This window comes from Neobacillus citreus, from assembly GCF_018343545.2.
Taxonomy (GTDB): Bacteria; Bacillota; Bacilli; order Bacillales; family Cytobacillaceae; genus Neobacillus; species Neobacillus citreus.
In genome coordinates this window covers 22,942-48,669 of sequence record NZ_JAGYPE020000019.1, presented here as the reverse complement: position 1 = coordinate 48,669, position 25,728 = coordinate 22,942, and the positions used below count along the sequence as shown (strand labels likewise).

Below are 25,728 nucleotides of genomic sequence, written 5' to 3'. Positions count from 1 at the left end.
TCGGGAGTTATGAATCCTTTTATAACGACCGAGCCATCAACAAGAATCTGACTTCGGGAGTTATAATCCTTTCATAACGAATGAACCATCATCAAAAATCTGACTTCGGGAGTTATAAGCCTTTCATATCGACCGAACAAAATAATAAAACCCTGTTAAGGTCGTTATCAACTACAGATAACTTCCTAACAAGGCTTTAAATCAAAATTATTCCTCTTCTTCTTCCGCTTCCATCATTTCTTCAAAAGCAGCGACAACCTTATCAAATTCCTCGTCACTTTCAATGGCTGAAAAATCGCCATCTCCATCGACCTTTAAGAAAAAGATATCAATATCTTCTTCGCCAGCCTCAAGGATATCCTCTACAAATCCAACAGCCACATAATCGGTTCCCTCAAGGGTCATGACTCCGAGAACTTCGACTTCTTGCCCCTCTTGGTTCTCATCATCACTAATCGTAAAAATTTCGCCTACTTCAACTTTACTCATCGTAAATTCCTCCCAATAGAAAAATCCATCCTTATTCATTATCTCATTAAGGATGGATTTTAAACAGCATTATATTAAGCCAAGCATTCTGACGGTTTGTGTAATAACGAACGGCACGATAATGGCAATCACTGTCGGAATAAGGAACGATAGGAAAGTCCATTTTTTACTTTTCGTTTCTTTATAGACATTCAGAAGTGTCGTCCCGCAAGGATAATGCAGTAAAGAGAATAACATCATATTTAAAGCCGTCAGCCACGTCCAGCCATGGTCCACTAAAATCTTTTTTAAAGCAACTAGACTATCAACCTCTGTTAACGAACCGGTGGATAAATAACCCATCAGCAAAATCGGAAAAACAATTTCATTGGCCGGCAGCCCAAGAATAAAGGCCATCATGATATAGCCATCTAGCCCAAGCAGCTTTCCGAATGGATCTAAAAACTGAACGGCGTACATTAATATGCTGGTGTCACCTATATAAATATTGGCAAAAACCCAGGTTAGGATTGCTGCTGGAGCGGCAACTTTCACTGCTCTTACCAAAACTGACCAAGATTTAGTCACCGAGGAACGAATAACGGTATCAAAAATTTTCGGCTTGCGGTATGGAGGCAGCTCCAATGTGTAATGTGTTGGAACCCCCTTTAAAGCCGTTTTGGATAATACCCAAGAGACAAAAAAGGTAACAATAACCCCAAACATAACAATTCCTATCAGGACACCAGTTGTTACAAGGGATTTCACTCCTCCTGTATAACTGGCTGCCATAAACAAGGAGGACAGAACAATCAGCGTTCCCCAGCGCCCATTACAAGGAACAAAATTGTTAGTTAGGATAGCGAGCATCCGCTCCCGAGGAGATTCTATGATTCTCGTAGAAATAACCGCTGCCGCGTTACAGCCGAATCCCATTGCCATTGTAAGTGACTGTTTTCCATGCGCCCCAACCCTTTTAAATAACCGATCCATATTAAAGGCAACACGCGGCAGGTAGCCGTAATTCTCCAATAAAGCAAACGTTGGAAAAAAGATGGCCATCGGCGGCAGCATTACGCTGATTACCCAAGTTGTGCCTCGGTATAACCCAAGAACCAGAATCCCATTCACCCACTCAGGAGCATGAATAAATGTAAAAAAGCTAGTTATATATTTTTCAAGCGAGCCAAAGAACTCTGCCAGCATCGCAGAAGGTATGTTGGCCCCTGCTATCGTGATATAAAAAACCAAACCAAGCATGGCAATCATAATCGGAAACCCAAGGATCGGCGAGGTGAAAATGGCATCCAATTTTTCAGTCCTAAGGTCTCGATCGGATTTGGTATAAGAAACACCTTCGCGGCATAATTGATTGCTTCGATCATAAAGCTGCTGAACGATATCGTCCCGCATCTTTGCCGTCGACAGCTGCTGAGCCTCACTATAAAGCTCTTGAATGTCCATTTACCTCACCCCTTCAGGTACGAACCGCTTATTTAATTCATTCAATAGGGCCTCATCCCCATCAAGCAGACGTAATGATACCCAGCGCGACGAAATACGGTCGCCAACCATCTCACGGACTTTTGGTTCAATTTTTCGAATTTGTTCCTCAATTTCATCCGAGTACTTCATCTGTGCAGGATGGCATTCAATTGCACCAGTTATAATGCGGTCAATTGTATCCAAAAGCAGTGGAAAACCTATTTTATTACGGGCAGAAATTTTTATCACTGGTACTCCCAAACGGTTCATCAGCAATTTTTCATTAATCTTGATGCCTTGTTTTTCTGCTTCATCAATCAAATTAATGCAAATAACTACATTCTTGGTCATTTCCAATACCTGTAGGGCGAGATTCAAATTCCTCTCAAGAGAAGTGGCATCTAAGACTACCAGAGTGACATCCGGCTTTTCAAAGACGATGTAATTTCTAGCCACTTCTTCATCCTTGGAGTTGGAAAAAAGCGAATACGTTCCCGGTAAGTCAACCAATTGAAACACTTTATCCTTAAACGGGACACTTCCCTGTGCCATTGAGACGGTTTTCCCAGCCCAGTTTCCTGTATGCTGTCTAAGACCAGTCAAGGCATTGAACAATGTGCTTTTACCAGTATTCGGATTACCGGCCAAAGCAATTCGATATTCATTTCCCACTTGAAACCAGCTCCCCTTCAATTTTCGCACTTTCCTCTTTGCGAAGGGCAATGGTCGTTTGACTGACTCGAAAAGCAATCGGGTCGCCTAACGGGCTTTTCCGAACAACCTCAACCAATGCACCCGCAACAAACCCTAAATCTAATAATCTTCTTCGCATGACGCCATCTAGATTTATAGAAGTAATTTTTATAATATTTCCTTTTTCACCATTAACCAACTTAACAAGTTTTGGCTCATCCATCACTCTTGCACCACCTTCAAAGTTTTTACCTCGTGCAACTTTTTGTTAATTATATGATAAAGATTCTAATTTTGTCATCAAATTTGCAAAAATTCCGCAATAAAAAAAGCACTTTTTCCATTACTGGCAAAAAGTGCTTTAAATAATCGTATACGTAAGCCATTCTTCCGGCATGAGCGCTTGATATTTCCGCTGCAGAAACCGGTCATCAACAAGGACGATGGTACCCTGGTCCGTTTCTGAGCGAATCAGCCTGCCGCCTGCCTGCAAAACTTTGTTCATCCCAGGGATAACATAGGCATAATCATAGCCATTTTTATTTTTTTTGAAAAAATGATCCTTGATAAGATTCCGTTCAAAACATAGCTGAGGTAGCCCAACACCTACAACGACCACCCCATTTAACCGGTCTCCTTTTAAATCAATGCCTTCGGAAAAAATGCCGCCAAGAACGGCAAAGCCTACTATTGTTTGCTGTAAATCTGGTTTAAATTCAGCTAAGAACTCTTCTTTTTGTGCTTCCGTCATACCCGTTGACTGCAGAAGTAATTTCGCATTTTCATTGAACTGTTGAAACTGTTCATAAACCGTCATCATGTATTGATAGGAAGGAAAGAAAATTAGATAATTCCCCTGTTGGTTTCGTGTTAAAGAATGTATTAATGAAGCGATTTCACCCGCCGTTTGTTCCCGATCGTTGTACCTTGTCGATAATGGTTTTATGTAAACCTCAGACTGTTCTTTGGAAAATGGGGATTTGACTGACAGCTTATAGTCCTCTACTTCGCCACCAAGAATGTCCTGATAATAGGACATGGGTTCAAGCGTTGCCGAAAAGAATACTTTGGAGCAAAATCCTTTCCCCATTTGCTTAAGCAGGTTTGAAGGGTCAATGCAAAATAACTTGACCATTACGTCGTTTTTATTCCTCTCTCCATAGATGATATAATTCTCATCCAGTAATTGGAGAATTTTCAGGAAGGATTGAACTTGAAAGTATGCATCTAATAACGTTGGGGTGCTTCCTAATGCCAAAACCTTTTCCGCTTCCGTTACGAATACCTCCAATAGTTCTGAAAAAGGTTCTTCCAGCTTTTCCAACACAAATTCACTCTTATTTTCTTTTTTTAAAGCAATAAACCAGGCATTTATTTTATTGGCAATTTCAGAGATAGGTTTATTCAGTTCTTTGAATTCTCGTTTTATTTGCAGAAACATGTCCTTATTAATCGAAGCCGAAAACATTTCCCGGCCGCGGTCAACCAAATTATGGGCCTCATCCACCAATATTGCCGTGGATTTCTTTTGCTCTTCATACAATCTTTTTAAAGACACTTGGGGATCAAAGATATAATTATAGTCGCAAATGATGGCATCTGCTGCATAGGCAAGGTCAATCGAAAACTCAAATGGACAAACCGTATGTTTGCGAGCATATGCTTCAATAACATCGCGGGTCAGTTCGTTTTCATTCATTAAAATATCGAGAATTGCACCATTAATCCGGTCATAATAGCCATTGGCAAACTCGCAATATTCCTTCTGGCAGTTGGTTTCTTCTTTAAAACAAACTTTGTCCTTCGCCGTTATCGTGACGCTTTTCACGCATAGACCGCTTCTGTGCATTTGCGCGAATGCGTCCTCAGCCGTTGTTCGGGTAATTGTTTTAGCTGTTAAATAAAAGATTTTGTCGATGTGTCCCTCTCCGATGGCCTTTACGACTGGAAAAAGTGTTGAAATGGTTTTGCCGATTCCGGTGGGAGCTTTGGCAAACAGATTTTTCCCTTCTGCAATGGTTTTGTAAACAGCACCAGCTAATTTCCGCTGGCCTTCCCGGTAAGATGGGAATGGAAAGCGCAAATCTTTACTGGTTTCATTCCTTTTTGAACGGTGTTTTGCCTGCCAGCTTGCATAGGGTGCATAGCTTTTTATAACGTCGAAGACAAATCTCTCTAGTTCCTCTGCCATGTACTTTCTTTTAATATGTTTCTTTTCTTCGGTATCAACCTGGACATATGTAAGCTGAACATCAATTTCGGTTAGCTGATGATCCATCAAGTACATATAGGCATACATTTTAGCCTGTGCCCAGTGGACCGGATAGCCTTCGCCTTCTAGTTCATCAAAAGGGTGGGAAAATGATTTAATTTCATCGATGGTTACCTCTTCACCATAGAAAAGCAGCCCATCGCAGCGTCCATCAATAACATAATGAAGTCCTTCGAAAGGAATCTCGGTACGAAGGTAGACTTCCTTCTGATCACCTTCCTTATATGTCTTTTGTATTTTTTGATGGGCTCTCGTCCCCTCTATAAGCGTTGATGTCGAGCGAAACCGCGAATCAATGCTGCCGCAGCGAAAGACATATTCAACGAGGGTTCTAACTGATATACGGATTTCTTCCACGGAATCACCGGCCTTTAAACAACAGAATGTATGTTTGCACCTTTATTATAACAAAAAACTCCTCAAGCTGAGGAGTTTTAAGAACGAATCTGTCCAGTTCCGCGTACAATTGCTTTTGATGTTGTGATGGCTTTAAGCCCCATCGGTCCGCGTGCATGCAGCTTTTGCGTGCTGATGCCGATTTCAGCTCCATAGCCAAATTGCTCACCATCGGTAAAACGGGTTGAAGCGTTATGATACAGTACAGCGGCATCAACAGCTCGGAAAAATAAACTAACGTTATCATCATTTTCGCTAATGATCGCTTCCGAATGCTTCGTTCCATATCGATCAATATGGTCAATCGCTTCTCGCACATCACCAACCAGCTTTACCGCAGCAATTGGAGCTAAAAATTCAGTATACCAATCGTTTTCATCCGCAGGCTTCACAAAAGCATTCGCTCCCGCCAATATCTCATCCCCACGTAGCTCTACTCCTTGGCCATGAAGAGCGGCCAATAATTCAGAAGCATAAGGCCATTTTTCATGAATTAGAATCGTTTCTGCTGCGTTGCAAACGGACGGGCGGTGCAATTTTGCATTGATGGCAATCTGGATGGCCATTTCCCGCTCAGCCGTTTCATCAATAAATACATGGCAGTTGCCGACGCCTGTTTCCAACACGGGAACAGTTGCATTTTGAATGACAGATCGAATAAGGCCGGCCCCGCCGCGCGGGATGAGCACATCCAAGTACTGATTCAGCCTAAACATTTCTGAGGCTGTTTCCCTGCTGGTATCCTCCAATAACTGCACGGCATCCGATGGAATCGCTGTTTCGGCCAAGGCAGCACGCATGACGTGAACAAGTGCCTTATTTGAATTCAGTGCGGATGAACTTCCTCTCAACAAGACAGCATTCCCTGCCTTCAAGCAAAGACTAGCCGCATCCACCGTTACATTTGGCCGTGCTTCGTAAACCATCCCAATAACGCCAAGTGGAACACGGACTGTTTCAATTTGCAAGCCGTTTGGCCGTTCCCATGATTCGATTACTTCTCCGATAGGGTCCTCGAGACTAATAACCTGCCGGATTCCATCAACGATTTGATCGATTCTCTCAGAAGTTAGGAGCAGGCGGTCTAAAAGGGAATCAGATAGACCATTACCCTTGCCAGCTAAAATATCCTTTGCATTTTCCTGAAGAATCCATTCCTTTTCCTCAGCAATGCGAGCGGCCATTTGGCCTAATGCATCATTTTTCTCACTAGTTGAAAGCATCCCTAATCTCTTTGAGGCAGCCTTTAGCAGCTTTGCCTTTTCGATTAATTCACTCATTCCATTCACTCCTCCCGTAAAATAACCCAATTATCACGATGAATCACTTCTGCACGCTTATTGATGGAATAAATCTTCGATTGTTCGCTTGGCAGCCCTTTTACTTTTTGTAAATCCTGTGAGGAAAAATAAATTTGCCCTTTTCCGATGGTTTTCCCCTTTTTGTTCCGGACCTCGACCACATCCATAGCGTTAAAATCACCAATTACGTTTGTAACCCCAACCGGAAGCAGGCTTTTCCCCTTTTGCACGATTGCTTGTTCTGCCCCGTCATCCACTTCAATGACTCCGCCAACCTGTGAATGATAGGCAATCCATTGTTTTCTCATTTGCATCTGTGTTTGGAATGGTCCGCCAAGATACGTTCCATCCCCTTTGCCAGCTAGAATGTCTAACAATTTTTCCGGCCCCGAACCAGTTCCGACAAACACACTAACACCAAGCGATAATGCTTTTTTTGCAGCCAGAAGCTTGGATTTCATCCCGCCAGTCCCCAAAGAAGAACCGCTGCCACCTGCCGCTTCCAGCATATTCTCCGATACCTCAGGGATGAAATGATATTTCTTGGCATCCTTGGAAACTTTCGGATTCCCGTCATATATCCCATTTACATCCGTTAAAATAATCAGGGCATTGGCATGAAGAAAACCGCTGACCAGCGCGGAAAGCATATCATTGTCACCAAAAGTCAATTCCTCAATAGATACCGAATCATTTTCATTAATGATTGGCAGCATGCCCCGGTGAAGCAGCTCGGTCATCGTGGAATAAAGATTTTGAAACCGGATCTGGCTGTAAAAATCCTCCCGGGTTAATAACATTTGTGCCGGCACAATTTGAAATTGTTGAAAAAGCTGGATATACTGCTGCATTAACAGGCCCTGCCCAACGGCTGCCGAAGCCTGCTTGCCGGCCACTGTTTTTGGACGAGTTGGATAACCAAGCGAACCAAAACCGGCCGCAATTGCACCGGATGAAATAAGGATGACGTCATGCCCGTGTTTTTTTAATAGGGACAGTGCTTCGACATGGTCGCGCATTTTTTCTTCAGAAATTGTCCCAGCCGGAGTCGTCAAAGAACTGCTCCCAATTTTCACTACCACTAATTGTTTCTTCATCTTCAAACCCTTCTTTTTGAAAAAATAAAAAAAACGATTCTTCTGCCCTTATACAAAGGACGGAAAAATCGTTTCCGCGGTACCACCTTATTTGATGCCATGCACCCACTTGAAACCTTAACGCGGATTAGACGACTTATGTTTGCATAAGCAGCATTCATTAGGGCAGGTTCAACCTCTTCCCGTGAGAAACCTTTCAGCCTTTAGGGTTTCACTCTCTTGCACGTTCCAAAAATTTACTATTCCCTTGCTTTTAATATAATTTCTTTGATTATCATAGGAAACATAGGAAAAGTCAATAGAATTTTTTGAAAATTTGAAGTAATATTAATGTGAATTAAAAATTAAGAAAATTTATAATTTTTAATCTATAATAATGCTTCTATAATCGAAATAATGTTAAAATAAAAACTACAATACGTTGTTAAAAATATAAAGGAGCGTACTAAATGGAGCATAAGAACCAAAATAATCTGTTTACATATGCCTTGATTGGAATGTTAACAACCGCTGTCGTACTGGCTTTCGCAAGACTTTCATATGGGGTGATACTGCCATTTATGCGGGATGGATTAAACCTGTCATATAAAGAGGCAGGCTTTCTAGGAACAACTACCTCGTTTGGATATTTAAGCACACTGATTTTCGCTGGCATTCTTGCGTCTAAATGGGGCAGTAAAAGGACCGTTTTACTCGGTATTTCATTGGTTACAGCAGGACTCGCAGGACTTTCTTTAGGCAACTCATATTTGTTAGCCTTTTTGTTTATGCTTTTATTGGGGATTGGTACTTCCTTTACCTTTACACCGTTTATCACCTTGCTCGTTTCCTGGTTTCCACAGAAAAAAGGATTTGTCATTGGTTTAACAACTAGTGGAGCGGGAATTGGTATCCTTTTTGCCGGTATGATTGTTCCGTATCTTAGCAGTCTTAATAGCGAAAATGGCTGGAGATGGGCATGGGGGATTTATGCGGCTATCGGCATTTTGGTTGTAATATTAACGATGATTTTCATTAAAAACCCGCCTGCTGAGCCTGTATCTGAAAAGCAGCAGCAAAAAACACCGGCAAAGGAAATCTATAAAAATCCAAAGGTAATTAATATTGGCTTGATTTACGGTGTCGTAGGGCTTACCTATATTGTTCAGGTAATTTTTATTATGAGTTATATGATAGATGTGGGAATAAGTGTAAAATTTGCGGGACAGCTAATGGCTTTAAACGGGGTATTATCCATCTTCAGCGGGCCGTTTTGGGGATTTGTTTCTGATAGGTTCGGCCGGAGAAAATCGTTAATCCTAACTATGGGACTAACCATGTTCTCGATGCTCCTTCCGGTATTATTTCCTACACAGCTTGGCTTCACATTGCACATCATTTTAATGAGCAGCACCTCCACCGGGCTTTTTACCTTGACACAGGCAGCGAGTATGGACCATGTTAAGCCTTCTGAAATGCCGATTGCTTTTAGCTATGTCACTTTCTATTTCGCTGTCGGCCAATTGGTTGGTCCTGCCATCGCAGGCTGGTTGATTGAAGATTTTGGCGGCTTTAGAACAGCGTTCATTTTTTCAACTGTTTGCTTGACTGTTGGGATCATTTTAACGTTAAAGGTTAAAAATGCGGCGCAAAATGAGCAAGTGAAAATCAATCTAAATACGGATTTAAAAGAACATGTCAGCCCATAATAAAAAAGCATCAAAATGATGCTTTTTTATTATGGGTGTTATACGACTTCTTTTTCTTTCTCCAGTTCCTTCATTAATTCTTGGCGTAATTTATATTTTTCAATTTTGTTGGTCGGTGTCCTTGGAATGTCCAGGGTAAAGCGGATATGCTTCGGCCACATATATTTTGGCATTTTATCCTTCACCCAAATCCTTAATTCCTCTTCATCGATTTCTGCACCATTTTTCTTCACCACATAAATAGCGACGTCATCTTCATCACCGACTTCAGCCGGTACAGGAAAGGCGGCACACAAATCAATATCAGGATGGCTGTTGATAATATCCTCCAATTGATAGGAGGATATTTTTTCACCACGGCAGCGAATCACACCGCCAAGGCGGTCGACGAAATAGTAAAAGCCGTCTTCACCTAGATATGCGGCATCTCCGCTGTGGAACCAAAGATTTTGAAAAGCTTTTTTGGTCGATTCAGGCTTGTTGTAATATTCGGATAAGACAAGATGCGGCAGACGCGGGCGGAAGGCAATTTGTCCTACTTGCCCGACAGGAACCTCCTCATCTTTTTCATTCAAAACAATGACATCAAAATATTGGTTTGGTTTCCCCATGAACCCTTTATTTAATTCTTTTTTGCCGTCAATAATCGGAACTTGCTCCTTTTCGCAATTGGCAATTATCTCCTTTCTTGAAAGCCCTTTATAAAGGTGCATTGGGGTACCTTCTCCCTCTTCTGTTTCTAAGATAACGCTGGACATAGGCGCTCCAGCTTCCGTCTGGCCAAACCCGGCCGTGACGATATCAAACCCAAATCGTTTGGCTACCTCATTGTGATATTTTGGCAGTGGCTGCATGTGTACTTTATTGAGGGTATTGAACCTGTCGTTTTCTGATGGTTTTGCATTCATCAGCCAAGGGATCATGACATCAAGTAAAATTGCTACACTTGCCCCTGATTTTTCAATCCGCGTCCAAAATTGATTAGGGCTGAATTTATCCCAGATCGCGACCGTACATCCTCCATAACAGGCTCTGGCGATATTGGCAAAGGCACCGCCGACGTGATACAACGGAAGATCGTTATAAACAACATCCTCTTGCGTCAAACAAGAGCGTAATCTTAATGTATAGCCATTCACCCAGCGATGGGACTGAACGACTCCTTTAGCCGGACCTGTTGTTCCGGACGTATAAATGATATTGGCAGTGTCATAATAGTTTAACTCGATATTAAGATTATCTGTTTCAGCCTGCAGCATTCGGTCAAAGGAAATTTCATTAAAAACTAGATTTAAAGGGATATCCGCCATTTCCGCTATATAATCATGATCGCCTTCTTGGGGATTGAAGACAACGGTTGACAACTGTTCAACTTCGGAAGCAATTTCGTTTAAAATTGGTACCATTGAACGCTCGGTAAAAAGTACTTTTGGCTGGGTATCTTTTAACTGATAACTGAGCAGCCTTCCACGGTAGTTAAAATTAATAGGGCTGAAAACAGCCCCACATTTCCAAATTCCAAACATTACCATGGTAGTAACAATAGGGTTTCTCAAAAAGACCGAGATCCGATCCCCCTTTTGGACTCCCCTGGCTTTTAAAGAATGGCCAATGCTATTGGCAATCTGATTAAATTTTTGATACGAAATTTTTTTATCGGATTCCCCGTAATAAATAAAGGTATTCTCCCCGGCTGTTTCCGCCCAATATTCAAGACATTTGGGCACGACTTCCTCACGGGAAGATAATTCATTTAATAATTCTGTCTGATTCATCTCCTCAAATCTCCTCCATTATGCCATCTGTCTATTTATAAATTATGGTCTCATTCCGTGACTGGAAGGACCCAATTGCTGCGGAAGCAGCTCGTAGGCATCCCGGACCCATTCACAGAGTAATGGACGTGTGTCTCTTGGGTCGATAATTTCCTCCACGCCAAAGGCTTCAGCTGTTCGAAGTGGAGAGCGTACGGATTCCATTCGTTCTAATAATTCCTTTAGTAAAGCTTCAGGATTATCGCTTGCTTCAAGCTCGCGGCGATAGGCTACATGGACACCGCCCTCAACAGGGAGTGATCCCCAATCACCGGAAGGCCAGGCATATCTTAAGTTTAATCCGTGACCATTAGACATTCCTGCCCCGCCGACACCAAATACTCTTCTGAGGATAATTTCCATCATCGGAACAGTAGCCTGATAGATGGCTGAAATTGCGCGGACCCCTTTGCGAATCGTTCCTTTCTTCTCAGAAGGAAGTCCGATGATCATGCCTGGCTGGTCGACTAAGTTCACAATTGGTAAATGGAAGGTTTGACAAAGGTCGACGAACCGTTCTATTTTTTCTGAGCTTTCGGCTGTCAATCCGCCTCCATTGACAAACTGATCGTTGGCCATTACTCCAACCGGATATCCATCAAGTCGCGCGAAACAAGTGAGAGTACCACCGCCATAATACCGTCCCATTTCAAAAATGGAATCCTTATCAAAAATCATTGGCAGGATTTCACGGATTTTATAAGGAACCCGGCGGTTTTTCGGGATAACGGAAATCAACCGTTCCTCTCGCCGCTCTGGGTCATCGTTTGATGGCAATACGGGCGGAAGCTGCCATACGCTTGATGGCAAATAGGATAAGAACGTGCGAATCTGCTCAAAGGCATCTTCTTCAGACTTCGCCATATTGTCAACAGCGCCGCTGGTACGATGGACTTGTACACCGCCAAGTTCTTCTTTCGTTAAATCCTGTCCCATTCCAAATTTGACAACTGGCGGGCCGGCAACGAATAACTGGGACGTTTCCTCCACCATCACTGAAAAATGTGAAGCAGCAACCCTCGCTGCTCCGAGTCCGGCAACTGAGCCTAAGCAGGCAGCAACAACTGGCACGCGCTCCATGTTGCCTACCACCAAGTCCCAGGCAGGATTAACAGGAACATAGGTATGCCCCTCCATATCCAAGAACTTCACGCTGCCCCCGCCCCCGGTTCCGTCTACCAGCCGAATAATCGGAAGCTGCAGGTCATGCGCCAGACGTTCTGCATATACTTGTTTGCCGCGGATGGCACCATCTGCAGCGCCCCCTCTAACGGTGAAGTCATCTGCACCAACAACAACCTTTCGGCCATTGATCCTTCCGGTGCCCAAGATAAAATTCGCTGGTGTAAAATCTATGACATTGCCATTCTCATCATATTTGCTCTTTCCGGCAATTGCCCCAGTTTCATGGAACGAACCGGTATCTAATAAACCGTCAATTCTTTCTCTTACTGTTAATTTCCCTTGCGCTTTATGTTTCGCGACACGTTCTTCGCCGCCCATCTGGCGGGCGAGTTCTTCACGGCGCCGCAGTTCTTTAATTTCTGGTTCCCATGTCATTTTGTTCTGCTCCTCCTTATTCAAAGTTCCCAACCGAGAAGGGATTTTTTATATTTTGTTTAGCTAATAAGAAATTCAACTAGGCCTCTGTCTTCGTCCTTCGAACTCGCCAATCGGCGAGTTTTCATTTATTTCTCCAGCCATAAGAACGGGAATCTCGGCTTACCGTACTGATGTGGCTCATAGCCTTTAACCTTGTCTGACATAGCAACAATCATCGGTTCAAAAAATAATGGAATAGCAGCAGCATCTTCCTGCATGATCTTTACTGTTGCTTCTGCAAGGAGTTTATTACGTTCTGTATTATCGGATTTGCCTGCAGCTTGCTGAATTAGTGATTCAAATTCAGGGTTATTATTTCTTCCAGGATTATAGTAGCTTGATTTTCCATAATACAAGTTTAATAATGATAAAGGGTCGGGTCTTGCTGCGGCCCTCGCAACCGTTGCAGGATACTGAGGCTGGCCGAAAGCGAGCTGTACAAGTTTTGTAACCTCAGTCGGTTTTAAATTGACATTTATTCCGACTTCTTTTAATTGAAGTGTGACAGCTTCACCAACTCTTACACTAAATGCATCCGGTTTAACCAGCATATCGAAGGAAAGATCTTTTACTCCAGAATCTTTCAATAGTTGTTTTGCTTTGGTAACATCATGTTGAATCACACTATTTGCCGTATAGACTGGATGATCTTTTGAAAAAGGACTATAGGCAGGTTCGCCTTTGCCAAATTGAATTGCTTTAACGAGTTGCTCACGATCAATCGCATACTGAATCGCCAGTCGAACATCTTTATTGTCCAAAGGAGCCATTGATGTGTTGATAAATATATTTTGGTAATTTAATGATGAACTTGCATCAATCGAAATATTGGGTGATTTTTCCAATGCAGGCAGGTTTGCTGCAGAGATTGGAGCAATGATTTGAACTTCACCAGATTTTAATGCGTTAATCATCGTGTTTTCTTGAAGTAAAACTTTAACATTTATCTTATCCAGGTATGGCTTACCCTCGTCCCAATAATCATTAAAGCGTTCAAATTGAATTTCGCTGTTCGGTGTCCGTTTTGTCATTTTGAAAGGGCCTGTGCCAACTGGATGCAATGCGTATTCGTCTCCATATTTTTTGACTGCATCAGGACTTACCATCATTCCGGATGGCCCCATTAAAACTTCAAGCAATCCCATATAAGGTGTATTCAAGTGCAAACCAACAGTATGCTCATCAATGACCTCTACTGTTTCTATTATTTTTAAATCAGCCTTATTGGACTTATCTGAGTTGATTCGTTCAATATTAAATTTAACTGCTTCAGCATTAAAAGGTGTACCATCATGAAAAGTAACCCCTTTGCGAAGGTGAAGAATGAGAGTTTGATTATCTTTTTGTTCCCAGGATTCTGCAAGTGCCGGTAACGGCTCAAAATTTGGCCCGTAATTAATCAGCCTGTCATAGACGAAATATAATAGGGATTCATCACCGCCCGATGATGCGAGAATTGGGTCGAAGCTGCTTGCATCTGAATAATAGCCAACACTCAATTCTCCACCTTGTTTCGGGGTATTCTTCGTTTCTTTTGTATCAGATGTTTTTTTGCCTTCAGGTTGATTTCCAGTAGAAGTTGAAACTGAGCTACATCCACCTAAAATAATCATCAAAACTGCAATTAAGTAAAAAAACGTTAATCGTTTTCCTATCCCCATCCCTAATCCCCCTTTTAACGCCATTTACTAACCTTCGAAACACAAAATTATTTTCTTTCAGCTTTTCTAGTATAGTGAGGGCCAGGTTGCCAATAAACGCTCGCTTTTCGAGCCATTTTTTAAACATGCGTATTCTAGTGATTGACACAGAAATTTACGGGTATCACGTGGGTCAATCACATCGTCAATAAGATGTTTAGCTGCTGCTTTATACGGCGAACTGTCAAAAGACCATTGGTTCAGCAGTTCTTTTCGTTCTTCCGAAGCATTCTCGGAATCTATCAATTGATTGCCATACACAACATTAATTCCAACTTCAGGACCTGTGAAATTTATTTCTGCTGTAGGCCATGCTACTACAAAGTCTGCTCCGAGTCCCGGTCCACACATATTTGAATAAGCCATCCCGATACTTTTGCGGATAATAACAGATAGTTTTGGAACCGTTGAGTAAGCTAGTGCCTGATTCCATGCCATAATTTTTGACGGAATTCTCTGTTGCTCGCCTTTACTGCCAATTCGAAATCCTGGAATATCGTGTAAAAATATTAATGGCAAATGAAACGAATCACATAAACTAATAAATTCGATTGCCTTGTCGCATTCATCTGGACCGGCCGCACCTCCAAACCTCATTGGCTGGTTTGCGATTATTCCGACAGACCTACCGTTTAGATGCGCAAATCCTGTAATCAAAGCCCTTCCGAATAAAGGCTTAATTTCAAAAAATTTCCCATCGTCTACAATTGTTTTGATTAATTTAGTCATATCATAGGCTCTGTTACGTTTGGTTGGTACGATTTCAAGTACCTCATCTACTATTCGGTGAGGGTCATCATTCGTAGGCCTAAAAGGTGGCTCTTCGGTAGCATTCAACGGCATATAGGAAAAAAACTCTTTCATCTTCTCCATACACTCATCTTCGTTTTCAGCAACTTCGTCTATTTGTGCTGTTTTTTCAGAATGTAGTTTCCAGCCACCCAAATCTTCATTAGATATTTTTTCCCCGGTTGCTATTTCTAGCATCCTTGGGCCGCCAACCGCCATACAGGTTCCTTTTACTTGTACAGCAAAATCTGAGGTAACTGCGTGCCATGTGGGGCCGCCAAAGCTATCCCCCATGATTCCCACAATATGGGGCACCTGCCGGCCATGGCGCAACCCTTCTCTTGAAGGTAGACTTGCACTGATTCCGTCTGACCCCATACCATCAGGCATGCGGAGCCCCCCTCCCTCAGCTAGTTCAAAGATTGGGATTCCGCGCTTGACCGCGTATTCCTTTAACGACCGTGCTTTTCTGATATATACTTGGCCTTCGGCTCCTGCAAAGACTGTTTTATCCGCAGCCTGAACAAGCACGGGTCTTCCTTCAATTTTGGCGAGGCCGCATATATAGCCGTCAGCTGGACTTTTTACTTCAGCACCAGGCTGATCAGAGTGATTTAAAATCCCCAGTTCCATAAACGTTCCTGGGTCAACGAATTTTTCAATTCGTTCCCTTGCAGTATATTTTCCAAGATTATGCTCACGCTCTACTTTTTCGGGTCCACCCATCAATTTAGCTTTTGCTTTTCTTCGTGCCAAATCGGCAATTAGTTCCTCCACACTAGAAAACCTCCTTAAGCCGAAACTAGTATGATTCATGTCCAATTTCTTTTATAGAAATGAATCTTTCTTAATTAATTTTCACTTTCGCTTTTTCTTCGTCTGCCAGCACTCTTCGCAGCAATTTCCCCGTCCCTGTCTTGGGGAGGGATTCACGGAATTCAATATGACGGGGGTACTTATAAGCCGCCATTTTTTCTTTGCTCCATAGAATGAGCTCTTCCGGAGTTATGCTGTTTTCATAGTCTGGACGAAGGACAACGAATGCTTTAACGGTCTCACCGCGGATTGGGTCCGGAACCCCAATTACAGCGGACTCAGAAACCGCCGAATGTTTGTTCAATAATAATTCGACATCTTCCGGAAACACACTATAACCGGAACATTTAATCATTTCTTTGACACGTCCTAAAAAGTAGAGGTAACCATCTTCGTCAAACTTGCCTATATCTCCGGTAAACACCCAGCCATCCCGCAGTGTTTTGGCGGTTGCTTCGGGTTTATTCAAATAGCCTTTAAATACTCCGGGACTGTTGACAACAATTTCGCCCTGTTCACCGATGGGAACTTCTTGACGTGGTTCATCTAAGGAAAGTATTTTAATCTTTGTTCCTGGAATTGGTTTTCCAGTCGTCCCGAATTTAATAGCATCTGGTGACATCAACGAATCTCCTGTATGCGTTTCGCTTAAGCCATAAGCGGATTCAAATAATCCGATGCCTGTCAGCGCCTTCCATTGATTCGAGATTTCTTCTGTCAATTGTATCCCAAAGCTAGTACAGGAATTGACTCTTAGTGAACTGAAATCGACTTGGGCTGCATGGGGATGATTTATAATGGCCACATTCATTGGTACAACAGTTTGTGCCACTGTTACTCGATGCCGTTCGATGACATCCATCGCGGCTTCAGGTGTAAATCGATTAAGCAGGACGATCGTTCCACCTGTGTAAAAACTAACATTCATAAACAACATGCCAGCAATATGGCAGATTGGCATTATTGATAAGGCAATATCATCGGCATGAAATCCCCTTGCTTCTGCAACACCTTGAGATTTGTAAAGTGCGTTCCGGTAAGTGAGCATCGCACCTTTTGGCAGACCAGTCGAACCGGATGTGTAGACGATAAGGCATACATCATTATCAATATCTAGGTCAACATCCGGACAATCTGCAATGCCTGTATGAAGGATGCTGACTAAATCAGTTGCTTCTGAATAATATTTCTTTTCCTGCAGTTCCTCAGGGAATTCGGGAATCGGTTTCTCCGGGAGGAAGTCTATGTAGCTTGTTGTGATCACCAATTGGAGGGTGGTATTTGACTTTGCCTTTTCGACGATTGGATACAATTGATCCAAAGTCACAATGGCTTTTGCCCCAAGGTCATTGACTTCATATTCCAGCTCCCATTCCTTGAACATCGGATTGCATGGCCCTACAATCGCACCAATCTTTTGGATTCCAAAATGGCAAATGATATATTGCGGGCAGTTTGGCAAAAACAGAGCTACTTTATCTCCCTTGCGAATCCCTTGTGAATACAGATAATGGGCAAAACGATCCGAGAGCTCATCAAGTTCCTCATATGTCAGCGTTCTTCCATAAAAGATGACGGCTGGTTTATTTGGGTTCACTTTTGCATGGTTTCTTAGGTACTCGTGTAATGGCTTTCCACTATTCAAGGAACACATCCCTTTCATATACATAATTACTTTCATTCTTTTTATATCTAAAACTATGAATCACCCATGATAAAAACAAGCAACCCATCTGCCCTCGGAGATCTGTTCAAGCGGCGGCTCTTCACGCCTGCAGCGCTCATCTGCAAGCGGGCACCGAGTAGAAAATCTGCAGCCTACCGGGGGATTCGCCGGATTCGGAAGATCTCCGCTTAACAAAATGCGTTCACGGTTCCGAACAGTTGGATCAGGCTCTGGAACCGCAGATATCAATGCCTCTGTATAAGGATGGAGCGGCTGCTCAAAGAGCTGATCTGTTTCTGAGATTTCCATGATCTTTCCTAAATACATCACCACAATCCGATCACTAATATGCTTGACTGCCTGCAGTCCGTGGGCAATGAATATATAGGAGAGACCCATATCTTCCTGGATTTCTTTTAATAGATTTAAGATTTGAGCTTGAATCGACACATCTAATGCTGAAACTGGTTCATCGCAAACGATCAAACTTGGATTAAGGGCCAACGCTCTGGCAATGCCGATTCGTTGACGCTGGCCGCCAGAGAACTCTTCCGGATAGCGGCTTCCATGAGCCGCTGTCAGCCCTACCTTTTCAAGCAGCTCATCCACACGTTTCTTCCTCTCACTGCTGGTACCAATTTTATGAAGCACTAATGGTTCCGCAATAATGTTTGCCACATTCATTCTCGGGTTGAGCGAAGAATATGGGTCTTGAAAGACCATTTGAATTTTTTGCCCCAAATCACGCTTATTTCGTCCTTTGGATAAAAGCGAATTTCCCTCAAATACGACTTCACCTGAAGTCGGCTCCAAGAGGCCGACAACCATTCTGCCAAGTGTAGATTTTCCGCAGCCTGATTCTCCAACCAGACCAACTGTCTCGCCACGGTGGACATCAAGACTTATACCATCCACGGCCTTTAACCATTTTCCTTTTTTGCTAAATAAACCGCTTCCAATTGGATAGTGTTTTTTGACGTCTTTAATCGATATCAATGGTTCAGGCATGTACAGTCACCTCTTCCGTTTGCAAATCTACAATATGCCAGCAGGCTGCTCTCCGGTCTTTCCCTGTCTCCACCAGGTTTGGAGCCTCAGTGAGACATTTTTCCGTGGCATAACTGCACCGCCCGGAAAAATTACAGCCCTTCGGCAGCTCAAGCGGATTCGGCACAGCGCCTGGAATCGTGTGAAGAAGCTTTTCCGATGCCCCCCTGAGTTTTGGGACGCTTGCCAGCAATCCCTTTGTATACGGATGCTGGGGATTTTTGAACAGAGAATAGACATCACCCTCTTCGACAATTTCCCCGCAATACATGACAAGAACGCGATCAGCCATTTCAGCCACAACGCCTAAATCATGCGTAATAATCAGGATGGAAATGCCTGTATCCTTTTGCAGATCTCTCATCACATTCAGGATCTGCGCCTGGATCGTTACATCAAGCGCTGTTGTAGGTTCATCGGCAATCAGCAGTGATGGATTACAGGCTAATGCCATCGCAATCATAATACGCTGCCGCATTCCCCCGGACAATTGATGGGGGTAATCATTAAGCCGGTTTTCTGGATCAGGAATACCGACCTTTGCTAGCAAATTGACGACAATTTTCTTTGCCTTCTGATAGCTGACACCCTGATGAAGCTGAATCGGCTCGGCAATTTGTTTTCCAATCGGATGTAATGGATTTAGCGATGACATCGGATCCTGAAAGATCATCGAAATCTCATTTCCTCTTATCTTTTTCATCTGCCTTTTTTTCATTTTCAGCAAATTCTCACCTTTAAAGGAAATCTCGCTATCCTTCTCATATTTAATTGATGGGGAATTCAACCCCATAATGGACAATGCCGTCACGCTTTTGCCGCTTCCTGATTCCCCGACCAAAGCAACAATTTCGCCCGCTCCGATTGAAAATGAGATATTATTGACTGGTTTGATGACTCCCCTGGATGTGGGGATATAAGAACAAAGATTTTTTACCTCTAAAACAGGTTCATTCGGACCTCTCAATTCAATACCCCCTAAGTTCTCTTCATTTTTGGATCAATAGCCACTCGTAATCCGTCTCCAAAAAAGTTACCCGCCAACACAGAAATCAGTATGGCTAGGCCCGGGAAAAGCATCATGTAAGGATTCACAAATATCATGCTGTAAGCCTGATGCAGCATTCCGCCCCAGCTGACCTGAGGCGACTGCGCCCCCATGCCGAGAAAGCTTAAGGAAGCCTCTACTAAAATGGCAAGACTGAAGCTAAAGGACGCCTGAACAATGATGGGAGATAATATATTGGGAAGGATATGTTTCATCATAATCCACAAAGGACCTGCACCTGATATTTTGGCCGCTTCCACATAAGGTTCCCTTCTGACTTGAAGGGTCTGCCCTCTTGCAAGGCGGGCAAATTGCGGCGTAAAGATAATCCCGATCGCAATCATCGCATTCCATAAACTAACCCCCAATGCTCCTGTAATTCCCAGGGCAAGAAGAATAGCGGGAAACGATAAAATGGCATCGACAATTCTCATGAAAATATCATCGACAATTCCGCCTAAATATCCCGAGATAATGCCAAGCGGAACTCCAACAAAAAGTGGAATTAAAATCGCCACAACGCCAGCTTGAATCGCTGCCTGTGCTCCCATCAGTACACGTGAAAATACATCACGGCCCAATTCATCTGTTCCAAACCAATACGTTCCGTCAGGTGGCAGCATGACTTTGGTCAAATCCTGCTTATTTGGATCAAAGGGAACAATCCAAGATGCAAATACTGATAGGAATACTAAAAGCAGCAAAAAAATCATACTTACGAATGCCAGCTTTTCATGAAATAATCGTTGAAACATCAAACGGAATTGCATCAAGCCGCCTCCTTCTTATTTAAATTCAATCCTCGGATCCAAAACACTATATAATACATCGGTCACGAAATTGATAATCAATACCAAGATAACCATGACTAACACAACGCCCTGCAGCATCGGGAAGTCCCTCTGTAAAATCGAATTTACCGCAAGCTGCCCCATTCCCGGGATGGCGAATACCGTTTCGATGACGACGGTTGCACCTAACATGTTCCCAAACAACAGTCCTGTTGTCGTGATAACGGGAAGAAGGGAATTCCGAAGTGCATGCTTCCAAATAACCGGCCAAAGCAATAAGCCCTTTGAATATGCTGTACGAATATAGTCCGATTCCAACACTTCAAGAAGGGACGATCGTAATTGCCTCGTAATTTGGGCTGCACCAAAAGCGCCTAAACAAATTGCCGGCAGGATGATACTCTGGAAAAAGCCGCCTAGATTATCAGAAATACTTGTAAATCCAGTTGCCGGAAGCCAGCCAAGGTTTACACTAAATACGACGATAAGTAGCATTGCCAGCCAAAAGTTAGGGATTGCTGTGCCAATTGTTCCCATAAATCTTGAAACGTAATCCATCCAGCTATTCGGTTTAATAACCGACCCAATCGCGAAAATCATTCCAAAAATAAATGAAAAGACGATGGACGCGACGACAAGCTGGAAGGTAATACCAAGTCTTGAAAAGACTGCATCACTCACAATCTCCCCAGTAAAGAGAGAACGTCCCAAATCACCTTGAACCGCATTGGTAAGCCAATTCCAATACTGAATCAGTACGGGCTGATCCAGCCCGAGCTGACTTCTCAACAATGCCAATTTCTCTTCAGTCGCATTGTCTCCAAGAAGCGCCAGAGCGGGATCTCCCGGAATGATCAAGATGAGGGAAAAGACGATCAGTGTCGTTACAATTAGCATTGGGATTACATACATCAAACGCCGCAGTAAAAACTTAAAAAACATGGATCTCTTCCCCTCTCTCCAATTCTATTGATCTAACCATAAGGTTGAAAATTTCGGTTTTCCAAGTAATGTTCCTTCAAATCCTTTCACTTTCGTTGACATAGCAGCTGTTGAAGGCTGGAACAAAATCGGAACTTGCATAGCTTCGTCTAGAATAGAAATCTTATTAATTTCCGCATATAATTTAGCCCGTTCCTTTTGATCATAAGAGGAAGCAGCTTTCAATATTAATTCTTCCTTTTCCGGTGAGGATTCAGCGCCGACATTATAAAAACCTTTTTGGCTTAGGAATAAATTGACGGTTTGCTGCGGGTCGGGTCTTCCGGTCCAGGCAGTTAGATTAGCAGCGATTTGCTTTTCGTTAAAATAAAGCGCTACTCCTTTTGTTAATTCCATAGGCTGGATATTAATGTTAAATCCTGCATCCTTTACCTGACCTTTTATTGCTTCGCCCAACCTTGTATAGAAGGTGTTGGTAGGTACAAACATATCAAAAGTGACGCTATCAAGACCGGCTTGTTTTAATAATTCCTTTGCTTTTTTCGGGTCATATGCAATTTTTGCATCAGGAGATGCCGCCCAATAGTCTTTTGGAAAGGTTTGATAGGCCGCCTCTCCCTCGCCGAATGTTAACGCTTTTACCAATGATTCGCGGTCGATGGCATATTCCAATGCTTGTCTGACTTCCTTCTTGTCAAATGGAGCCATTTTCGTATTGAGGTAAATATTATAGAAAGCCACCTTCATTTTCGTATCTAACACGATATTCTTGTCATTCTTTAATACCTGGCTGTTATCAGGAGAAACATTCCAATAGAATTGAATCTGACCTGATTTCAGAGCATTTAAACGCGTATTTTCATCCGGCATGATTTTTGCTGTAATTTTGTCCAAGTATGGAAGCCCTTTTTGCCAATAATCTTTATTTGCTTCAAATTGAATTTCCCCATTGCGAACCCATTTGACCATTTTATATGGCCCTGTACCAACCGGGTTTTGGGAATAATCTGCACCGAATTTTTGAACGGCCGCAGGTGAAACCATCATCCCAGAACGATCTGATAAGGCTAGAATGATAGAAGAATCTGGCTGTTTAAGATGCAATTTAACCGTATTCTCGTCTACAGCCTCTACCGATTCCACATTGGAAAGGTCGGAAACTTTTGAATCCTTGGAATTGATACGTTCAATATTAAACTTCACTGCTTCCGCATTAAATTTGGTGCCGTCATGGAATAAGACATTTTCTTGGAGGTGGAGAACAATCGTTTTATCGTCCGGTGTGTCCCAGGATTTCGCTAGTCCCGGCTTGGGCTCTAAATTTGCGTTGTAGTTTACCAGCGTGTCATAAACAGGATAAAGAAGTGCATGGTCATTACCGGAATTGCCAAGGATCGGGTCATAGTTGCTTATATCGGAATCATAAGCGACAACAATGCTTCCGCCCTTTTTGGGTTCGGCTTTTGTTGCTCCCTCCGAGGTAGTTCCGGAAGTTTGTTTCGTCGTTGAATTCTTTTGTGAGCAGCCAGAGACAAGGAGAATAATTGCTAAAAATATAGCACCAAAAAGTTTACTAGATTTCTTCATATGAAACCTCCTTAATAAGTGGGGTTTGACTGGCAAATAAGCGCAAATATTCGCGTAAGGTATGAATGGTGCTATTCGAACTTAATTAGGACATCCCCTTCGTTTACAAAATCGCCTTCATTCACCGTAACTTCAATAACTGTCCCCTGCGCTTCAGCTGTAATCGGTATTTCCATTTTCATTGACTCCAATATGACAACATCTTCACCAGGTGAAATCGTATCCCCTTCTTTTACTAGGACTTTAAAAATGTTGCCTGCCATATACGAAGTGATAGAACTCATCTTTTTCGCCACCTCCTTTTAAATAACCGCTTAAAGAAAGCGATTTCAAAAATTGTCGATTTATGTCTGAATATTCAGTATTTACTTAAAGTATATATAATTGGTAGAATTGACACAATGTAGGTCCATTTACATTTTGGGTAATTTAAATAGAGTTTTTTACATTGAGGTGTTGTAAAGTGGTTGACCATTCTCTTCTAAGGTCATTTCTTAAAAGAAAATTATCTATATCTTCCTATCAAATTTGGATTTATTCTCCCGTGGAACATAAATGGGAGCTGATTGACAGTTATGATTCTGATATTGAAAACATTGATTCCTCTGTACAGGAATTATCGCCCTTAAAACTGGTTTATCAAACCATCATCACGCTAGATTACCCACAGAGCTACAAGGTATATCTTTTATCCTCCGACGAAAATATCTCCAAAGAAAAAGAAAATATTGATATTTTTTATCATCTTTTATATCCCATATATACACAGTACGCATTGAAATCGAAAAATATAGAAATGGAAAAATTGATTGAAGGGGTTCAAAACATCACCTCCTCCCTCGACTTAGATGTGCTTCTGACAAAAATCCTTGATAATGTAGCCAGCATCATCCCAGGAGCCGACACAGCGGCCTTTTGGCTTTATAATCCGGTCATTGACCGGTTGGTATGCAGGGCTTATAGGGGCTGGAAAAAGGAAATTGAACAAGTAAAATACAGAGTCGGGGAATCAGTGACAGGGAAAACATTTTTAGATGGCAAACCGCGCATCTATAACTCCTTTCGCGAGGCAAATGATGCCATGAAAGGGACATCCAAGGAAAATGATGAGCTCTTGAAAAAAGCTTTTCACGGAGGGAAAGTGAACGCAACCATATCGGTTCCCGTTAGTTTTCACAATGAAATTATTGGCGTTTTAGGAATACACCGAGTTAACCTTGAACATGAAATCACTGACTGGGATCTTAAACTTTTAAAAGGGCTGACCGCTCAAATTGCCATTGCCATTGAGAATGCCCGCCTATTTACGGAAATAAACAGGAAAAATCAAGTCCTCATTAAACAGAATGAAGTGCATGCCACACTGACACAGTTATCTATCCAAAATAAAGGTATTGATGTGATTGTTAAAGAGTTGACCGGAATGCTGGGAATGTCTTTAATTTTTGTCGATCTTTTAAAGAACGAATATTTCCCCGGCAGAGCTATTTTAACCTTCAGTATGGAGGAATTAGCACAGATTATCGGCGCAAAAAACTATCCTATTTATGTGGATCTTTATGATCATGATGAGAAATCTTTTTTTATCTATCCAATTTTTACTGACATTACCTGTACCGGCTGCCTAATTGTTTCTGCCCAGCGTTCAATAACTCAGCTCGAACACATGATTATAGAACGTGGCGGATCCGTATTGGCACTAGAATTGGCAAAGCGGCAATCCCTTACAGAATTCTACTTTAAAAAAACAAGTGATTTTTATCAAAATCTATTAAGAAAAGAGGCGCCGCGTCTTCTCTATAAACAAGGACTTGATATTGGAATTGATTTAAATAATTACCTTTGCACAACGATCATCGAACTAACCAATTTTATTGACCATCATGTTTTACAAACAAGTATTCACCGATTAGTTTCAAGAATCAAATCCAAGCTCTCCGGGATAGATAAGATCGTTTTCGGAAATAGCAACAAAGTAATGCTTCTATTAACGTTTAAAACTATTGATGCTTTTCCGAGAGTCCTGAACAATATTAAAGAAATATTAAAAGAGTGGGAACAAAATGAAGGTGTGGCACTAAGGGCAGGAGTTGGCGGAGTATATACGGGTGTAGAATCTGTCTATAAAACCCATAATGAAGCAGCAAGGGCAATTGCCTATTTAAGCTCCAGACACCGTTCCGGATTAATGGAATTTTCGGATATCGGCATTAACCGCCTCTTTTTAAATCAATCCAAAGAGGAAATCGAAAGGTTTTTAGAAGAAATCTTTGGGCCTCTAAATTCCAATAAACTGAGAAATAATGAATTGGAAAAAACATTAATCACTTATGTTCAAACGAATCAATCGGCGGTGAAAACGGCCGAGCTCCTTCATGTTCACATCAATACTTTGTATCAACGGCTGAAAAAAATTGAGGATCTGTTAAATGTTTCTCTTGAGGAACCGGAAAACAGATTGAAAATTCAGCTTGCCTGTCATTTAAAGGAGTCATTTTTTTAAATGGCCGATAGATTGTTTTTCAA

General features: G+C 42.2%; 20 protein-coding genes. 2 read left to right on the top strand and 18 right to left on the bottom strand.

The features are described 5' to 3' along the window. Positions 1 to 207: 207 nt before the first annotated feature. From KHB02_RS12475 to proB, 7 genes are all read right to left on the bottom strand, one after another. Positions 208 to 489 carry a DUF1292 domain-containing protein gene (locus KHB02_RS12475; protein WP_213140022.1) on the bottom strand — a complete coding sequence of 94 codons (282 nt, stop codon included), beginning with the start codon at positions 487 to 489 and terminating at the stop codon, positions 208 to 210. Positions 490 to 558: 69 nt separating this feature from the next. Continuing rightward, positions 559 to 1,932: a nucleoside recognition domain-containing protein gene (locus KHB02_RS12470; protein WP_213140021.1), complete on the bottom strand. Its 1,374-nt coding sequence runs from the start codon at positions 1,930 to 1,932 to the stop codon at positions 559 to 561. Then, positions 1,933 to 2,625: a FeoB small GTPase domain-containing protein gene (locus KHB02_RS12465; RefSeq protein WP_213140020.1), complete on the bottom strand. Its 693-nt coding sequence runs from the start codon at positions 2,623 to 2,625 to the stop codon at positions 1,933 to 1,935. Beyond that, the gene (locus tag KHB02_RS12460) at positions 2,615 to 2,869 is read right to left on the bottom strand and encodes a FeoA family protein (RefSeq protein WP_213115601.1); all 255 of its coding nucleotides are present in this window, start codon (positions 2,867 to 2,869) and stop codon (positions 2,615 to 2,617) included. Before KHB02_RS12460 ends, KHB02_RS12465 begins: the two co-directional genes overlap by 11 nt. Before the next feature lie 138 nt (positions 2,870 to 3,007). Then, on the bottom strand, positions 3,008 to 5,275 hold the full coding sequence (locus tag KHB02_RS12455) for an ATP-dependent DNA helicase (RefSeq protein WP_213140019.1): 2,268 nt from the start codon (positions 5,273 to 5,275) through the stop codon (positions 3,008 to 3,010). Between the two features lie 77 nt (positions 5,276 to 5,352). Further along, positions 5,353 to 6,594 (bottom strand): glutamate-5-semialdehyde dehydrogenase, encoded by a 1,242-nt coding sequence (locus KHB02_RS12450; protein WP_213140018.1) that lies wholly within the window; start codon positions 6,592 to 6,594, stop codon positions 5,353 to 5,355. 5 nt (positions 6,595 to 6,599) lie between these two features. Then, positions 6,600 to 7,712 (bottom strand): glutamate 5-kinase, encoded by a 1,113-nt coding sequence (proB, locus tag KHB02_RS12445; RefSeq protein WP_213140017.1) that lies wholly within the window; start codon positions 7,710 to 7,712, stop codon positions 6,600 to 6,602. Between the two features lie 449 nt (positions 7,713 to 8,161). Between proB and KHB02_RS12440 the strand changes: the two genes are divergently transcribed. Beyond that, on the top strand, positions 8,162 to 9,400 hold the full coding sequence (locus tag KHB02_RS12440) for an MFS transporter (protein WP_213140016.1): 1,239 nt from the start codon (positions 8,162 to 8,164) through the stop codon (positions 9,398 to 9,400). Positions 9,401 to 9,438: 38 nt separating this feature from the next. Here the strand turns inward: KHB02_RS12440 and KHB02_RS12435 are convergent, their stop codons facing one another. The 11 genes from KHB02_RS12435 to KHB02_RS12385 all read right to left on the bottom strand — a co-directional run bounded on the left by KHB02_RS12435 (position 9,439) and on the right by KHB02_RS12385 (position 23,486). Further along, on the bottom strand, positions 9,439 to 11,175 hold the full coding sequence (locus KHB02_RS12435; protein WP_213140015.1) for an AMP-binding protein: 1,737 nt from the start codon (positions 11,173 to 11,175) through the stop codon (positions 9,439 to 9,441). A gap of 42 nt (positions 11,176 to 11,217) precedes the next feature. Then, complete coding sequence (locus KHB02_RS12430) at positions 11,218 to 12,774, bottom strand: acyl-CoA carboxylase subunit beta (RefSeq protein WP_213140014.1); 1,557 nt, start codon at positions 12,772 to 12,774, stop codon at positions 11,218 to 11,220. A 128-nt stretch (positions 12,775 to 12,902) separates the two neighbouring features. Beyond that, complete coding sequence (locus KHB02_RS12425) at positions 12,903 to 14,501, bottom strand: ABC transporter substrate-binding protein (RefSeq protein WP_213140013.1); 1,599 nt, start codon at positions 14,499 to 14,501, stop codon at positions 12,903 to 12,905. A 42-nt stretch (positions 14,502 to 14,543) separates the two neighbouring features. Continuing rightward, on the bottom strand, positions 14,544 to 16,121 hold the full coding sequence (locus tag KHB02_RS12420; protein ID WP_213140012.1) for an acyl-CoA carboxylase subunit beta: 1,578 nt from the start codon (positions 16,119 to 16,121) through the stop codon (positions 14,544 to 14,546). Positions 16,122 to 16,152: 31 nt separating this feature from the next. Continuing rightward, on the bottom strand, positions 16,153 to 17,766 hold the full coding sequence (locus KHB02_RS12415) for an AMP-binding protein (RefSeq protein ID WP_241113834.1): 1,614 nt from the start codon (positions 17,764 to 17,766) through the stop codon (positions 16,153 to 16,155). A gap of 60 nt (positions 17,767 to 17,826) precedes the next feature. After that, positions 17,827 to 18,795 (bottom strand): ABC transporter ATP-binding protein, encoded by a 969-nt coding sequence (locus KHB02_RS12410; protein WP_213140011.1) that lies wholly within the window; start codon positions 18,793 to 18,795, stop codon positions 17,827 to 17,829. Beyond that, positions 18,788 to 19,801 carry an ABC transporter ATP-binding protein gene (locus KHB02_RS12405; RefSeq protein WP_213140010.1) on the bottom strand — a complete coding sequence of 338 codons (1,014 nt, stop codon included), beginning with the start codon at positions 19,799 to 19,801 and terminating at the stop codon, positions 18,788 to 18,790. Before KHB02_RS12405 ends, KHB02_RS12410 begins: the two co-directional genes overlap by 8 nt. A gap of 11 nt (positions 19,802 to 19,812) precedes the next feature. Continuing rightward, the gene (locus tag KHB02_RS12400; RefSeq protein ID WP_213140009.1) at positions 19,813 to 20,652 is read right to left on the bottom strand and encodes an ABC transporter permease; all 840 of its coding nucleotides are present in this window, start codon (positions 20,650 to 20,652) and stop codon (positions 19,813 to 19,815) included. A 15-nt stretch (positions 20,653 to 20,667) separates the two neighbouring features. Then, positions 20,668 to 21,615 (bottom strand): ABC transporter permease, encoded by a 948-nt coding sequence (locus KHB02_RS12395; protein ID WP_213140008.1) that lies wholly within the window; start codon positions 21,613 to 21,615, stop codon positions 20,668 to 20,670. 24 nt (positions 21,616 to 21,639) lie between these two features. Next, the gene (locus KHB02_RS12390) at positions 21,640 to 23,202 is read right to left on the bottom strand and encodes an ABC transporter substrate-binding protein (protein WP_213140007.1); all 1,563 of its coding nucleotides are present in this window, start codon (positions 23,200 to 23,202) and stop codon (positions 21,640 to 21,642) included. A 71-nt stretch (positions 23,203 to 23,273) separates the two neighbouring features. Further along, complete coding sequence (locus tag KHB02_RS12385; RefSeq protein WP_213140006.1) at positions 23,274 to 23,486, bottom strand: acetyl-CoA carboxylase biotin carboxyl carrier protein subunit; 213 nt, start codon at positions 23,484 to 23,486, stop codon at positions 23,274 to 23,276. A 260-nt stretch (positions 23,487 to 23,746) separates the two neighbouring features. On the opposite strand from KHB02_RS12385, the gene KHB02_RS12380 reads away from it, so the two are divergent. Beyond that, complete coding sequence (locus KHB02_RS12380) at positions 23,747 to 25,705, top strand: helix-turn-helix domain-containing protein (RefSeq protein WP_213140005.1); 1,959 nt, start codon at positions 23,747 to 23,749, stop codon at positions 25,703 to 25,705. Positions 25,706 to 25,728 lie beyond the last annotated feature (23 nt).